Source organism: Pseudoflavonifractor sp. 524-17 (assembly GCF_009935845.1).
In the GTDB taxonomy this organism is placed as follows: domain Bacteria; phylum Bacillota; class Clostridia; order Oscillospirales; family Oscillospiraceae; genus Pseudoflavonifractor_A.
On record NZ_QWEK01000006.1, the window covers coordinates 50,416 to 64,226 of the forward strand.

At 63.1% G+C, this 13,811-nt stretch carries 11 protein-coding genes and 5 tRNA genes; 8 read left to right on the forward strand and 8 right to left on the reverse strand.

The features are described from left to right. Nucleotides 1-19 precede the first annotated feature (19 nt). The 4 genes from D1159_RS01400 to D1159_RS01415 are packed head-to-tail and all read left to right on the forward strand — an operon-like array spanning nucleotide 20 to nucleotide 3,355. Nucleotides 20-1,189 (forward strand): double-cubane-cluster-containing anaerobic reductase, encoded by a 1,170-nt coding sequence (locus D1159_RS01400; protein WP_279279982.1) that lies wholly within the window; start codon nucleotides 20-22, stop codon nucleotides 1,187-1,189. Beyond that, nucleotides 1,186-1,965, forward strand: a complete 780-nt coding sequence (locus D1159_RS01405) for an acyl-CoA dehydratase activase (protein WP_161843915.1) — start codon at nucleotides 1,186-1,188, stop codon at nucleotides 1,963-1,965. Before D1159_RS01400 ends, D1159_RS01405 begins: the two co-directional genes overlap by 4 nt. After that, nucleotides 1,962-2,219 carry a DUF3343 domain-containing protein gene (locus D1159_RS01410; protein WP_161843916.1) on the forward strand — a complete coding sequence of 86 codons (258 nt, stop codon included), beginning with the start codon at nucleotides 1,962-1,964 and terminating at the stop codon, nucleotides 2,217-2,219. Before D1159_RS01405 ends, D1159_RS01410 begins: the two co-directional genes overlap by 4 nt. Continuing rightward, a complete protein-coding gene (locus D1159_RS01415) occupies nucleotides 2,216-3,355 on the forward strand; it encodes an aminotransferase class V-fold PLP-dependent enzyme (protein ID WP_161843917.1) in 1,140 nt (379 codons plus the stop codon). The genes D1159_RS01410 and D1159_RS01415 overlap by 4 nt, the downstream gene beginning before the upstream one ends. Nucleotides 3,356-3,469: 114 nt before the next feature. On the opposite strand, the gene D1159_RS01420 is transcribed toward D1159_RS01415, so the two are convergent. From D1159_RS01420 to D1159_RS01440, 5 genes are all read right to left on the reverse strand, one after another. After that, nucleotides 3,470-3,544: transfer RNA gene (locus D1159_RS01420), tRNA-Cys, on the reverse strand. Between the two features lie 36 nt (nucleotides 3,545-3,580). Next, nucleotides 3,581-3,656: transfer RNA gene (locus D1159_RS01425), tRNA-Gly, on the reverse strand. A 53-nt stretch (nucleotides 3,657-3,709) separates the two neighbouring features. Beyond that, a tRNA-Phe gene (locus D1159_RS01430) sits at nucleotides 3,710-3,785 on the reverse strand. A gap of 3 nt (nucleotides 3,786-3,788) precedes the next feature. After that, nucleotides 3,789-3,865 (reverse strand) — tRNA-Asp (locus D1159_RS01435). A 19-nt stretch (nucleotides 3,866-3,884) separates the two neighbouring features. Beyond that, nucleotides 3,885-3,960 (reverse strand) — tRNA-Val (locus D1159_RS01440). 477 nt (nucleotides 3,961-4,437) lie between these two features. On the opposite strand from D1159_RS01440, the gene D1159_RS19090 reads away from it, so the two are divergent. Beyond that, nucleotides 4,438-4,638, forward strand: coding sequence for a hypothetical protein (locus tag D1159_RS19090; RefSeq protein WP_202620886.1), 201 nt, complete (start codon nucleotides 4,438-4,440; stop codon nucleotides 4,636-4,638). Between the two features lie 10 nt (nucleotides 4,639-4,648). Here D1159_RS19090 and cysS read toward each other — a convergent pair whose 3' ends face one another. From cysS to D1159_RS01455, 3 genes are all read right to left on the reverse strand, one after another. Then, on the reverse strand, nucleotides 4,649-6,058 hold the full coding sequence (gene cysS, locus D1159_RS01445; RefSeq protein WP_161843918.1) for a cysteine--tRNA ligase: 1,410 nt from the start codon (nucleotides 6,056-6,058) through the stop codon (nucleotides 4,649-4,651). A 77-nt stretch (nucleotides 6,059-6,135) separates the two neighbouring features. Continuing rightward, nucleotides 6,136-6,795, reverse strand: a complete 660-nt coding sequence (epsC, locus tag D1159_RS01450) for a serine O-acetyltransferase EpsC (RefSeq protein ID WP_161843919.1) — start codon at nucleotides 6,793-6,795, stop codon at nucleotides 6,136-6,138. A gap of 494 nt (nucleotides 6,796-7,289) precedes the next feature. Next, nucleotides 7,290-8,990, reverse strand: coding sequence for an N-acetylmuramoyl-L-alanine amidase family protein (locus D1159_RS01455; RefSeq protein ID WP_161843920.1), 1,701 nt, complete (start codon nucleotides 8,988-8,990; stop codon nucleotides 7,290-7,292). A gap of 300 nt (nucleotides 8,991-9,290) precedes the next feature. Between D1159_RS01455 and D1159_RS01460 the strand changes: the two genes are divergently transcribed. From D1159_RS01460 to D1159_RS01470, 3 genes are all read left to right on the forward strand, one after another. Then, the gene (locus D1159_RS01460) at nucleotides 9,291-11,534 is read left to right on the forward strand and encodes a hydratase (protein ID WP_161843921.1); all 2,244 of its coding nucleotides are present in this window, start codon (nucleotides 9,291-9,293) and stop codon (nucleotides 11,532-11,534) included. 90 nt (nucleotides 11,535-11,624) lie between these two features. Beyond that, on the forward strand, nucleotides 11,625-12,479 hold the full coding sequence (locus tag D1159_RS01465) for a hypothetical protein (RefSeq protein WP_161843922.1): 855 nt from the start codon (nucleotides 11,625-11,627) through the stop codon (nucleotides 12,477-12,479). 40 nt (nucleotides 12,480-12,519) lie between these two features. Continuing rightward, the gene (locus D1159_RS01470; protein WP_161843923.1) at nucleotides 12,520-13,695 is read left to right on the forward strand and encodes an alanyl-tRNA editing protein; all 1,176 of its coding nucleotides are present in this window, start codon (nucleotides 12,520-12,522) and stop codon (nucleotides 13,693-13,695) included. Nucleotides 13,696-13,811 lie beyond the last annotated feature (116 nt).

A 13,811-nucleotide genomic window follows, 5' to 3' on the forward strand; every position in this document is an offset into this window, starting at 1 on the left:
GTTGAAAAAGGAGACGATTATGATGGAAAACACCAACATCAAGCTGCCTGACAATTTCGAAACTTACAATGAGGCCCGTCAGGCCGGATTCCTGCGGATGAAGCAGCTCAAGGAGAAGGGAGCCAAGGTAGTGGGCATGTTCTGCTCCTTTGTACCCATGGAGCTGGTCTATGCCGCCGGCGCCCTGCCGGTGGGCCTGTGCGCCTTCACGGAGGAGCCCATCCCCGCCGCCGAGGCCAACCTGCCCCGCAACCTGTGCCCCCTGATTAAGGCCAGCTACGGCTTCGCCCTTACCGATACCTGCCCCTACTTCTATTTCTCCGACCTTGTCGTGGGCGAAACCACCTGCGACGGCAAGAAGAAAATGTTCGAGCTGCTCGACGAGATCAAGGAGACCTATGTGATGCAGCTCCCCCACAGCCGGGATGACGCCGCCCTGGCGTTCTGGAAGGACCAGATCGTCCGCTTTAAAGAGAAGCTGGAGGATATTTTCCAGGTCACCATTACGGAAGACGACATCCGGGACGCCATCCGCCGCAAAAACCGGGAGCGCCGGGTGATGCTCAAATACCTGGAGCTGGGCAAGCTGGACCCCGCCCCCATGAGCGGCTACGAGATGGGCACTCGGGTGGACGCCGGCAGCTTCTCCTTCGACCTGGATCAGCGCTGCGATATCATTGAGAAGCGCACCGCCGAGGTCATCGCCGAGTGGGAAGCCAACTGCAAGGGCAAGCCCAGCACCCGGCCCCGCCTGCTGGTCACCGGCTGCCCTAACGCCGGCGTGCGGGAGAAGATCATCCGCGCCGTGGAGGAGCTGGGCGCCGACGTGGTGGCCTTTGACACCTGCAACGGCAACCGGGAAAAGGTGGAGCTGGTAGACGAGAGCAATCCCGACGTCTACGACGCTCTGGCCCGCAAGTACCTCAACATCAACTGCTCTGTCATGAGCCCCAACGACAGCCGCCGGGCCTACATCGGCGAGCTCATCGACGGCTATTCCATTGACGGCGTGGTGGAGATCATCCTCCAGTCCTGCCACACCTACGACGTGGAGGCCCACTTCATCAAGCGCTTTGTTACCCAGGAGAAGGGCCTGCCCTATCTGAACATTGAGACCGACTACTCCCAGTCTGACAAGGGACAGATCAACACCCGCCTGGCCGCCTTCCTGGAGACGATTGACAAATGAGATACTTTACCGGCATTGACATCGGCTCCACCGCCTCCAAGGTAGTGGTTCTGGACGAGGCCTCTCTTGTGGACCGCTTCGTCCTTCCCACCGGCTGGAGTAGCAAGGAGACCGCCGCCGCCGTGGCCCAGCGCCTGGCAGAGAGCGGCCGCCCGGTGGACGGGGAGATGAAGGTGGTGGCCACCGGCTACGGCCGGGTGGCGGTGGACTACGCCGCCAAGACCGTTACCGAGATCACCTGCCATGGCCGGGGAGGATACGCCCTGTTGGGGGAGGACTGCACCATTGTGGATATCGGCGGCCAGGACACCAAGGTTATCACAGTAGAAAACGGTCTTCCCACCAGCTTTTTGATGAATGATAAGTGCTCCGCCGGCACGGGAAAGTTTCTGGAGATCATGGCCAACCGCCTGGGGGTGGATCTTCAGACGCTCTTCGACCTGGCGGCCAAGGGCAGCCCCCTGGCCATCAGCTCCATGTGTACCGTCTTCGCCGAGAGCGAGGTCATCAGCCACATCGGCGCCGGAGAGCCCCGGGAGGACATCGCCGCCGGGGTGGTGGACTCGGTTATCTCCAAGGTGGCGGGCCTGTGCGCCCGGCACACGCTGAAGGGGGCGGTCTTTCTCACCGGCGGCCTGTGCGACAGCGCCTATTTGGTGGATCGCCTGGGGGCGAAGCTGGGCGCCTCCGTCCGCTCCCACCCCATGGGGCGGTACGCCGGCGCACTGGGAGCCGCCCTCATCGCCCGGGGCGCAAAGGGAGGAAACCGGATATGATCTTCCTCTCCTTCTACACCACCACCCACAGCATGAAGGGCGAGGCGGAGGCCAGACGGCAGGGGCTGGACGCCCAGCTTATCCCCACTCCCCGGGGGGTAGCCGGGAGTTGCTCTCTCTCCCTGCGCTTTGACGGCGGGGATCCGGAGGGCGCCGGCCGGGCTTTCTTCGCCGCCATGTCCGTCCCCTGCACCCTTTTCCGCCTGGAAGAGGACGCCCTGGAGCAGCTGGACACCAAAGGAGCCCAGCCATGATCTATCTGGACGCCGCCGCTACCAGCTTTCAAAAGCCGGAGTGTGTCTACCAGCAGGTACAGGAAACCATGTACGCCTGCGCCAACCCGGGCCGCTCCGGCCACACTCCGGCCCTTCAGGCCGGCCGCATGGTCTACGCTGTGCGGGAAAAAGTCTCCCGCTTTTTCCATGTGGGAGACCCGGATCGGGTGATCTTCACATCCAACGCCACCGACAGCCTCAACCTGGCCATTTACGGAATGGTTAAACCAGGAGGGCACATCGTCACCACCTCCATGGAGCATAACTCTGTCCTCCGCCCCCTCCACGCTCTGGAGGCCCGGGGGGTGTCCCATACCGTCGTCTGGGGGGACCCCTCCTCCGGCGCGGTCACGGCGGAGCAGATCGACGCCGCGCTCCGTCCGGAGACCTCTTTGGTGGTGTGTACCCACGCCTCCAATGTCACCGGCACCCGGATGCCCATCGGGGAGATTGGGGCTGTTTGCCGGTCAAAAGGCATCCCCTTTCTGGTGGACGCCTCTCAGTCCGCCGGCGCTTACGCTTTGGACATGGAGGCTATGCACATCGACCTGCTGGCCTGTCCCGGCCACAAGGGGCTGCTGGCCCTCCCAGGGACTGGCCTGCTCTGTCTGGGCCCAGGGATTGTCCCCGAGCCTCTGAAGCAGGGGGGCACAGGCAGCTTTTCCGAACTGCCTGCCCAGCCCAATCTCCTCCCCGACCGCTATGAGAGCGGCACCCTGAACACTCTGGGCATCGCCTCTCTGGGGGCGGGCCTGGACTATTTAAACCAGCGAGGTCTGGACGCCGTCCGTCAGCATGAGGAGCAGCTGTGCGCCCAGCTGCTGGACGGCCTGTCCGCCCTCCCCGGCGTCACTATCTACGGCCCCAAAGACCCCGCAAAGCAGGCCGCGGTCCTCTCCTTCCAGCTGGCCGGCTTGGACTGCTCTGAGACCGCCCTGCGTCTGGACCGGGAATACGGCGTGTGCGTCCGCTCCGGCCTCCACTGCGCCCCCCTGGCCCATAAGACCATGGGGTCCTTTCCCGCCGGCTCCGTGCGCATCAGCGCCGGTCCCTTCAATGCCCCGGATGAGATCGCCGCCGCCTTGGACGCCGTCCGCGCCTTGGCGAAGGGCTGACAGGAAAAAAGCAGGAGTGCCGCAGGCTGTTTGCTCTGCGGCACTCCTCGTTCATTTTGACAAAACACCGGGACACAAAAAAGCGCCGGAGCAAAGCGAACTTTGCTCCGGCGATGGAGGCGCCACCCAGAATCGAACTGGGGAATAAAGCTTTTGCAGAGCTCTGCCTTACCGCTTGGCTATGGCGCCGTATAGAGAACCGGCATAACCGGTTCCCGTTTGTATTGGAGCAGGTGACGAGGCTCGAACTCGCTACCTCCACCTTGGCAAGGTGGCGCTCTACCAGATGAGCTACACCTGCGGATGCCCCCGCAAAGGGCCCCTCTGAACACCTGGACGGCGTTCAGAGGGATTTGGTGCCTCCGGCCGGAATCGAACCAGCGACACGGGGATTTTCAGTCCCCTGCTCTACCAACTGAGCTACAGAGGCAAGTGGCGACGCGGAAGGGACTTGAACCCTCGACCTCCGGCGTGACAGGCCGGCGTTCTAACCAACTGAACTACCACGCCACATGGCAAAAGAAAAATGTGGTGGGAACAACAGGGCTCGAACCTGTGACATCATGCTTGTAAGGCATGCGCTCTACCAGCTGAGCTATGCTCCCATTTCTCGCTGTGAGGTACCGGCGTTTCCCGTCCGGTGTCTCACACGGCGAATATTATTATAGCAAGTGCAGAGGGGAAAGTCAATACTTTTTTTCATTTTTGCTTCTATTCATACCCACCATAATTACTTACATTATTTTTGTGCATTTGACTTTGACATTTCCATTGTGAAATCAACTATTGAGCGCCACGGCTGGAGCATATCTGTATCCAGTGAAGTTGAGAGAGGAATACTTTTCACAATAAGTCAATTCCAATAAAATTCTTCATATCATGTCATGCGCCCGCACAGTACAACGCTGTGCGGGCGCGTCGTGCTGGAGGTGTCTGACAGGATCGCCGTAACCCGCTCTATTGGCGGCCGCCTGTGTGACAGATGCAGGCGCCGTAAGCGGGGAACATGACGAGTGTTCCCTGGACAGAACCCCCGGCTCTGAGGCGGACGTGACCTTTCCCCACTGACCCCGAAGCAGGTGATGGAACGCACAGAAGACTGGGCCGCGCTCTATGCGGCCATCGGCCAGCTCCCGCCCGTCCGGGCCCGGCGCGTCTGCGCTTATTCCATACCCGGCATCAGCCGGATCAGCGGTCCGGGGATTGCTTTGCCGTTTAGAACCATGGCGTCCTCCTTGCGGGACAACAAAATCCCCCGGCAATCCAGCGCCCCCCGGTTGTGAATACAGGTTCTTAGACCCGTCTCCAGGTGGTTCCCTCCTTGGTGTCGGTAAGTTCAATGCCCCTGGCTTTCAGTTCATCCCGAATGCGGTCGGCTTCCGCCCAGTTTTTGGCCTGTTTGGCGGCGGTGCGGGCGGCCACCAGGGCATCGATCTCCGGGTCGGCCCCGGCGGACTGGGGAGCGGCCTGTCTGGCCGCGGCGGCCTTTTCCAGCAGGTCCAGAGAGAGGACGGCATCAAACTCCGCCAGCAGGGCCAGCTTGGTCCTGCCGTTGGTGTCCGCTTTGAGTACGTCGTAGAGGGCGGTGACTCCCATAGAAGTGTTCAGGTCGTTGTCCATGGCCTCCCGGAAGCGGGCCCGCAGGGCTCCGGCGGCGGTGCTGTCCAGCTCCCCCTCGTCCTGGAGGGCGGCGACCCGGGCGATGAGCTTTTGATAGGCGGCGGCGGCGTTGTCCAGGTTTTCCCAGGAAAACACCAGGCCCTTCCGGTAGTGGGACTGGAGGCAGAAGAGCCGGTAGGCCAGAGGGTCGTAGCCCTTCTCCTCCAGCAGGGAGACGGTTAAAAACTCCCCCTTGGACTTGGACATCTTGCCGGAGTTGGTGTTGAGGTGGTGGACGTGGAACCAGTGGGGGCACCAGGGGTGGCCCAGATAGCTCTCCGACTGGGCAATCTCGTTGGTATGGTGGGGGAAGGCGTTGTCAATGCCCCCGCAGTGGAGGTCCAGGTACTCGCCATTATATTTGAGGGAGATGGCGGAGCACTCAATGTGCCAGCCGGGGTAGCCCACCCCCCAGGGGGAGTCCCACTTCAGGGCCTGGTCCTCAAACTTGCTCTTGGTGAACCAGAGGACGAAGTCCGCCTTATTGCGCTTGTTCTCATCCAACTCCACGCTGTCCCGGACGCCCACGGCCAGATCCTCCTCGTCGTGGTCGTGGAAGACGTAGTACTGCTTGAGCTTGGAGGTGTCAAAGTAGATATTGCCCCCGGCGGGATAGGCAAAGCCCTTGTCCAGCAGGCCCTGGATGATGCGGATATAGTCGCTGATGCGGTTGGTGGCGGGCTCCACCACGTCGGGGCGCTTGATGCGCAGCTTTTCGCAGTCGGAGAAGAAGGCGTCGGTATAGAACCGGGCGATGTCCATCACGGTCTTGTTCTCCCGCTTGGCGCCTTTGAGCATTTTGTCCTCGCCGGTATCCGCGTCGGAGGCCAGGTGGCCCACGTCAGTGATGTTCATCACCCGGTTTACGTCGTAGCCGGCGTAGCGCAGGTACTTCTCCAGCACGTCCTCCATGATGTAGGAGCGCAGGTTGCCGATGTGGGCGAAGTGGTACACGGTGGGACCGCAGGTGTACATCTCCACCCGGCCGGGGGTGTGGGTGGCAAAGGGGTTCTTGGAGCGGGTGAGTGAGTTGTAGAGCAGCATGGCGGAATTCCTCCTGATTTCGATGGTAGATGGGAGATAATTTTGGAACAGGCGGTTTGACATGGTTCAGACAAGTCCTAGACAGGATGCTGTGAGGAGGGTTGGGAGTGATCCTCCAGCAGGCGCTCCAGAAGCTCCAGACGGGAAGAGAGGGACTGGAGCTCCTTCTGCACCGGGTCGGTGATGTGGATCTGGTCGATGCTGGAGGTATAGTCCACCTTTTCCCCGGCGATGCGCACCACCCGGGCGGGGACGCCCACCGCGGTGGCGTTGGGGGGAATTTCAGTGAGGACCACGGCGTTGGAGGCGATACGGGAATTATCCCCCACTTTGAAGGGCCCCAGTACCTTGGCCCCGCTGGACACCATCACGTTATTGCCGATGGTGGGATGGCGCTTGCCCTGGTCCTTGCCGGTGCCGCCCAAGGTGACGCCGTGGTAGAGGAGCACGTCGTCCCCAACCTCGGCGGTCTCGCCGATGACGATGCCCATGCCGTGGTCGATGACGAAGCGCCGGCCGATTTTTGCGCCGGGGTGAATCTCAATGCCGGTCCAGAACCGGCTCCACTGGGAGATGAGCCGGGCCAGAAATTTGAGACGGCGGCAGTATAAAAAGTGGGCCAGCCGGTGGTAGAGAATGGCGTGTACCCCGGGGTAGAGCAAGAAGATCTCCAGCTTGCTCCGGGCCGCCGGATCCCGGGCCTGATAGGCCGCCAAGGTTTCGCCTAAACGCGTCATAAAGCACCTCCATAACCCCTGACAGGGAAAGAAAAACGCCCCCCATGCCCAACGGGCACAAGAGGCGGCCTTTCGGTCGCGGTTCCACTCCTGCATTTCCTCACGGCCGGTCCAGTAACCGGCCAGACCGGTAACGGCGGTCTTCCGGGGGCCATTACGCCCCGCGCTCCCAGGCGCACTTCACATCGGCCTGCGCAGGCCCGCTTTCAGCGGATGACGGGCCCTCTCTGTCCGGCTGGCTGAGATGCTACTTTTCCTGTTCCTTGCGCTTACGGTTCATTATATTACCATGACAGAATAGAGGTGTCAAGTTTTTGCTGGGGGGGACCGGCGCGGCCGTCTTATAAAATTCAGCGGGGCAAGGGCCTTTCAGGCTGCCGGAAAAAGCGTCTCCTTTTCCGGCAGCGGGACGGCCGCCCGCGCCTGCGGGGGTGGACGCTTCGAGGCTTTTCCACAGGCTTGCGGGGGATAAAAATTCCGATGCCTAAAGGGCCTCAAGGCTGCGCGTCAAAATTATGGGTGTTGTTGAGATAACGGGTGACGCCGTCGGCAATGCCTTGGGCAATGCGGAGCTGGTAGTCCGGGTCGCTCAGGCGCATGAGCTCCTCATGGTTGGTCATAAAGCCGGTCTCCACCAGGACGGCGGCCATGTTGGTCTCCCGCAGAACTACGTAATCATTGCTGAGCAGGCCCCGGTTGACCGCGCCGGAGAACCGGGCGGCGGAGTCCTGGACGTACCGGGCGAAGGAGCGGCTGCGGCCGCTGCTGGGGTGGTAGTAGGTGAGAAGCCCCTCGACGGTGGGGTTGGAGGGGAAGGCGTTGCAGTGAACGCTGACAAACACGTCGGCGCCGGCCAGATTGGCGATGTCGCACCGGTCGTAGAGGTCCATGTACTGGTCGTCGTCCCGGGTCATGATGACGTGGTAGCCCCGCTGGACGAGCAGGTCCCGGAGCATCAGGCTCATGGGAAGGGTGAGCTCTTTCTCCATAATTTCCTCATAGTAGGCGCCGGAGGCGGTGCCGCCGTGGCCCGGGTCGATAACAATGGTGATATCGTCCGGCTGAATGGGGGCGACGGGGGCGAAGGCCGCGGGATTCCCGTTGGTGTCCTGAAAGGCGGTGATAAGAATGCCGCCGGCCTGGCGGTCAACCCGGATGTTTTCTCCATAGGAGCAGGGGGGATTCAGATCCAGCACCACCCGGGTGGTGTGGAGGTAGTTGTAGTCCAGAGTATTGCCGTGCTGGGCGCAGCGTACCGCGGTGATAACCTGTCCGTCCGCCTGGAGGACGCCTGGGTCCTGGGGAAGCGTGACCCCCAAGAGATCGATGGCCAGCCGGTCACCCAGATCCACGATCTCAAATTTGGGCAGGTGATCCGTGGCGATAAAGACGGTCTGTGAGCTGGGGTCGGCGGAGACGGAGACCACCTGGCCCCGGTCCTGGGCGGGAGGCAGGGTGGGTGTGGGCGCAGGCGTAGGGGAGGGTTCCGGCACGTGGGTGACCGTGGGTGTGGGCGCGGGAGTGACGGTTGGCGAGGGCGCCGGAGTGGCCGAGGGTGTGGGTTCCGGTGTCGGGGCGGGGGGCACGACAGGAATGGGCTCCGGTGTTGGCGTGGGTGTAGGCTCCGGTGTTGACGTGGGCGTAGGCTCTGGAGCAGGCGCGGGCTCCGGCGCGCTGGTGCGGATGGCGGCGGTATAGGTATCGTTGTCCCAGTCCACCTGGGCGCCCAAGGTCTCGGAGACAAAGCGGAGCGGGACCATGGTGCTCTCGGCGCCATTGCACTTGACGCCGCCGGCGGGAACGCCGTCGGGGAGGGGCAGGATCTGGCCGTTTACGGCGGCGTGGTCAGAGCCGGCGGTGAGGACAATGGTGTCCGCCCCCTTCTGAATCAGGACCTGCCGGGTCTCGGCAACCCAGAGGACCTGGGCGTCCAGGGCTTCCGCCACCAGACGCACCGGCACCAGGGTGCGGCCGCTGCCGTCTTCTACGTACTGGATGAGGGCGGGGACAGCGGTGGGGACCAAAGCCTCCCCGTTGAGTGTGAGGTTGATTTGAAGGCTGTGGGTCAGCTCAGAGTAGCGCCCCTCCGCCTCGCTGTAAAAGCGCACGGAGAGGGCGGCGCCGGCGGCCTGGGCGGCGGGGAGAGAGAGGGTGAGAAAGAACAAAAGCAGGCAGAGGGAGGCGAATTTTTTCATGGGCGGGCTCCTTTTTATGGTGGGGGAAAAATAGGGCGAACGACATAATTCTACCGGACTCCTCCTTGTTCGTCAACCATAATCCGGGAAAATAGTTGACATAAATTTTGGCAATGCCGTCTCCGGCAAGGCGGAGAAATTTCCATCTGCCTGCGGAAAGAGAAGTTGTGAAGGCTTCGGCAGGGAGGAGGACTTGCACTTGAACGCAGATCTTGATAAAATACCTGTAACGTGATGATTCGTCTGTGGTTTGTGGTTCAGGAAGAAGCCCGCGGATCAGTCTCAAGGAGGTATTCCAACATGATTACAATCCAGCGTTCTGGCGCCTATTACAAGGACGGCGCGTTTCTCGCCCAGGGGGAGGGGGCCGCAGCCTGTCTGCCTGCCCCGGAGCAGGCCAGACAGGGTACCATGGCGTACCGCATCCTGGCGGCCCACAACACCCTGGAAACCATGGACCGGCTGGCCATCCGCTTTGACGCCATGGCCTCCCACGACATTACCTATGTGGGTATCATCCAGACCGCCCGGGCCTCCGGCCTGACAGAGTTCCCCCTGCCCTATGTGCTCACCAACTGCCACAACTCCCTGTGCGCCGTGGGAGGCACCATCAACGAGGACGACCACGTCTTCGGCCTGTCCGCGGCGAAAAAGTACGGCGGCGAGTTCGTCCCTGCCCACCAGGCGGTGATCCACTCCTATATGCGGGAGCGGTACGCCGCCCCCGGCCGGATGATTTTGGGCTCCGACTCCCATACCCGGTACGGCGCCTACGGCACCATGGCCATTGGCGAGGGCGGCCCTGAGCTGGCCCGCCAGCTGCTGCGCAAGACCTATGACATCGCCTACCCTAAGGTGATTGCCGTCTATCTCACCAACGCCCCCCGCCCTGGTGTGGGTCCCCAGGACGTGGCCCTGGCCCTCATCGGCGCCACATTTAAAGAGGGCGTGGTGAAAAACGCGGTGATGGAGTTCTTTGGCCCCGGCGTTGCCAGCCTGTCCATGGACTACCGCTCCGGCATCGACGTGATGACCACCGAGACCGCCTGTCTGTCTTCGGTGTGGACCACGGACAAGCAGACCAAGGCCCACCTGACGGCCCTGGGCCGGGGGGAGATGTTCCAGGAGCAGGCCCCCGCCGACGGCGCCTGGTACGACGGAGTTATCCAGGTGGATCTGGCCGGGGTGGAGCCCATGATCGCCCTGCCCTTCCATCCTTCCAACACCTACACCATCAAGGAGTTCAAGGCCAATATGGACGATCTGCTCCACCAGGTGGATGTGGCCGCGGCGGAGCAGCTGGGGGTAAAGAACGCCCCCTCCCTGCGCAGCAAGATCATCAACGACCAGTTCCAGGTGGACCAGGGGGTCATTGCCGGGTGCTCCGGCGGCACCTATCAGAATCTGGCCCGGGCCGCGGAGATTCTGGACGGCCACTCCATCGGCTTTGACGCGTTCTGGCTGTCCTGCTATCCCGGATCCATGCCCATCAGCCTGGAGCTGAGCCGGAAGGGCTATACGTCCAGCCTGATGGCGGCGGGGGCGTCCCTGCGCTCCTGCTTCTGCGGGCCCTGCTTCGGGGCGGGGGATGTGCCGGCCAACGGGGCCTTCTCCATCCGCCACTCCACCCGCAACTTCCCCAACCGGGAGGGATCCAAGCCTGGGGACGGGCAGATTTCCTATGTGGCCCTGATGGACGCCCGGAGCATCGCCGCCACCGCCCTCATCGGCGGCGTCCTTACCGGCGCGGACGAGCTGCCGGAGTTCCCCGAGGACCGGTCTGACGAGAACTGGCTCTACGACGACGCCCCCTACCGGGCCCGGGTATACTACGGCGTGGGCAAGCCCCAGCCCAAGGCCGAGCTGATCTACGGCCCCAACATCGCCGACTGGCCGGCGCAGATTGCCCTGCCGGAGCATCTCCTCCTCACCGCCGCCGCCGCCATCTACGACCCTGTGACCACCACCGATGAGCTCATCCCCTCCGGGGAGACCTCCTCCTACCGGTCCAACCCGGTGCGTCTGGCGGAGTTTGCCCTGTCCCGGAAGGATCCCCAGTATGTCCCCCGGGCCAAGAAAATTCTGGCGGCGGAGCAGCTGCGCCGTCAGGACCCCGCCGCCCCCCAGGTGACGGCGGCCTTGGGCGGACGGGACGGCAGAACCACCGGCCTGGGCTCCTTCGTCATGGCCCTGAAGCCCGGGGACGGTTCCGCCCGGGAGCAGGCCGCCTCCTGCCAGCGGGTGCTGGGGGGGTGCGCCAACCTGGCGGTGGAGTACGCCACCAAGCGCTACCGCTCCAACGTGGTCAACTGGGGAATGCTGCCCTTTACAGCCCCGGAGGCGGGGGCGTGGAATCTTCAGCCCGGGGACCAGCTCTACCTGCCCAACATCCGAACCGCGCTGGAGGAGGGCCGGGAGGACATCCCGGCAGTGCTCATCCAGAACGGGACGGAGCGGGCGGTCACACTCCATCTCCCCGGCATAACCCGGGAGGAGCGGGAGATCATCCTGGCGGGCTGCCTGATCAACTACTACGCCGGCTGATCCCCGGAATGTTCCCACACGGAGAGGACCTGGTTCCTCTCCGTGTGCCGCAAAATTGGGAAAGGATTGTGTTGATGGGAGGAAGCACAGATGAAACGGATTCGCGCTTTTGTCTTTACGCTGCTACTGTGCCTGGCTCTGATGCCGGCGGCCTCCGCGGATATGGGTCCCAAGCCATCGCTGACCATTCAGGTCAAAAACGCCCCGGAGGGCGTTTATTATCTGGACCTGCTGATCCCGGAGGAGAAGCGGGGGGACTATGACAATCTGGGGGACCGGGACTATGACGAAACCCTCCTGGCCGGGCTTCGCGGCTGGGAGGGCGAGGGGTGGCATCCCGCCTTTGCCGGCGGCACCAGGGCCCCGCTGTTTGGGGATCTGGTCCCGGGGGAGGACGGACTCCACCGCTTCGGCTACCATGGCCTTCCGGAGACCTTCCGCGTCGCGGTGTCCGGGCCGGAGGGAAGCCGGGCCACAGAACAGACCTTCACCCGCGCCGCGTTTTACACCAACCTGGTCTACGACTACGAGAGCAATACCATCGTAAAGGGGACGGCGGGATGGCAGGCGGTTGCGGTCCAGTTTCTCTTTACCCTCATCCCCACTTTAGTGGTGGAGGGGTTCTTGCTGCTGGCCTTCGGATTCCGGTGGCGGGAGAACTGGCGGGTCTTTCTGCTGGCCAATCTGGCCACCCAGGCGGGGCTCCATCTGTTTTTACGGGGACAGCTGGTTGGGGCAATATGCAGCTACTTCCCGTTTTATCTGCTCATCCTCGCCCTTCCGGAGCTGGTCATCCTTCTGGCGGAGACGGCGGTCTATGTCAAGTGCCTCAAGGGGCGGGGCAAAGGCCGGCGGGCGGCCTATGCCGTCACAGCCAACCTGGCCAGCCTGGCGGCGGGCTTTCTGCCCCTGGGACTCATGGTCCAAGTGCTGATGAGGCTGTGAATGCGGCGTCTGAACTGTGGAGATACAAGGAGGAGAGAACATGCCAACCCAGCGGATTTACTACGAGGACAGCCACGCCAGGACTTTTGAAGGGGTGGTGACCGCCTGCGAGCCGGGGAAGGCCGGATACCGGATCGCCCTGGACCGGACCTGCTTCTTCCCGGAGGGCGGGGGGCAGTATGGGGACCGGGGAAGCCTGCGCACGCCGTCAGGGGAGATAATATCCGTCGCCGACACCCGCGAGCGGGAGGGGGTCATCTGGCACAGCGGGGACAAGCCCCTGCCGGTGGGGAGCCCGGTGACGGGAGAGCTGGACTGGGAACTGCGCTTTGCCAGAATGCAGTGCCACACCGGGGAGCATATTGTCTCCGGCCTGTTCCACCGGCTGTACGGGCTGGAAAACGTGGGCTTCCACCTGGGGGACGAAGAGATGACCATCGACCTGAGCGGGGGAGTGACCTGGGCCCAGGCCCAGGAGGTGCAACGCCTGGCTAACCGGGGGGTGGCGGAGGATGTGCCGGTCTCCTGCGCCGTCCCGCCGCCGGAGGAGCTGGCCCGGCTGGAATACCGGAGCAAGCTGGCCCTGACGGAGAACGTGCGCATTGTGACCATACCGGGCTACGACGTGTGCGCCTGCTGCGCCCCCCACGTAAAGCGGACGGGGGAGATTGGGCTGATCCATCTGGCGGGGATTCAGAACTGGAAAGGAGGCGTACGCATCCGGATGCTGTGCGGCAGCCGGGCGGTGGCGGACGTGATGGCCAAGCAGAACCAGATTTCAGCCATCTCCGCCCTCCTCTCCGCCAAGCAGGAGGGGGCGGCCCAGGCGGTTGAGCGGCTGAGCGGGGCGCTGGAGACAGCCAAGCACCGCGCGGCCCAGCTGGGGAAGGCGCTGGCGGAGCGCAAGGCGGAGGCTCTGCCCCAAGGGGAGCGGTGTTTGCTTCTCTTCGAAACGCTGGACACCGCCGCCCTGCGTACGCTGGTAAACGCCGCCCTGGACCGGGATACCGGCCTGTGCGCCGCTTTCGCCCCGGAGGGGGACCGGTTCCAATACATCATAGGCAGCGGCCAGACCGATCTGCGGCCTTTGGTGAAGGAGATGAACGGGACGCTGCGCGGCCGCGGCGGCGGCAGCGCCCAGATGGTCCAGGGCAGCGTCCAGGCTGGCCGGCGGGAGATTGAGGCGTGGTGGAACACAGTTGTGAATAAATCGTAAAAGTTCCGCCAGCGAGAAAAGCGGCGCATTTTAGGGGTTGAAAGCCGGTCTTGTTTCCTGTATAATGGGAAGTCGTTCCGCGAAGGAAGCTGTCCCGCGGGAATTACTACGAGAGG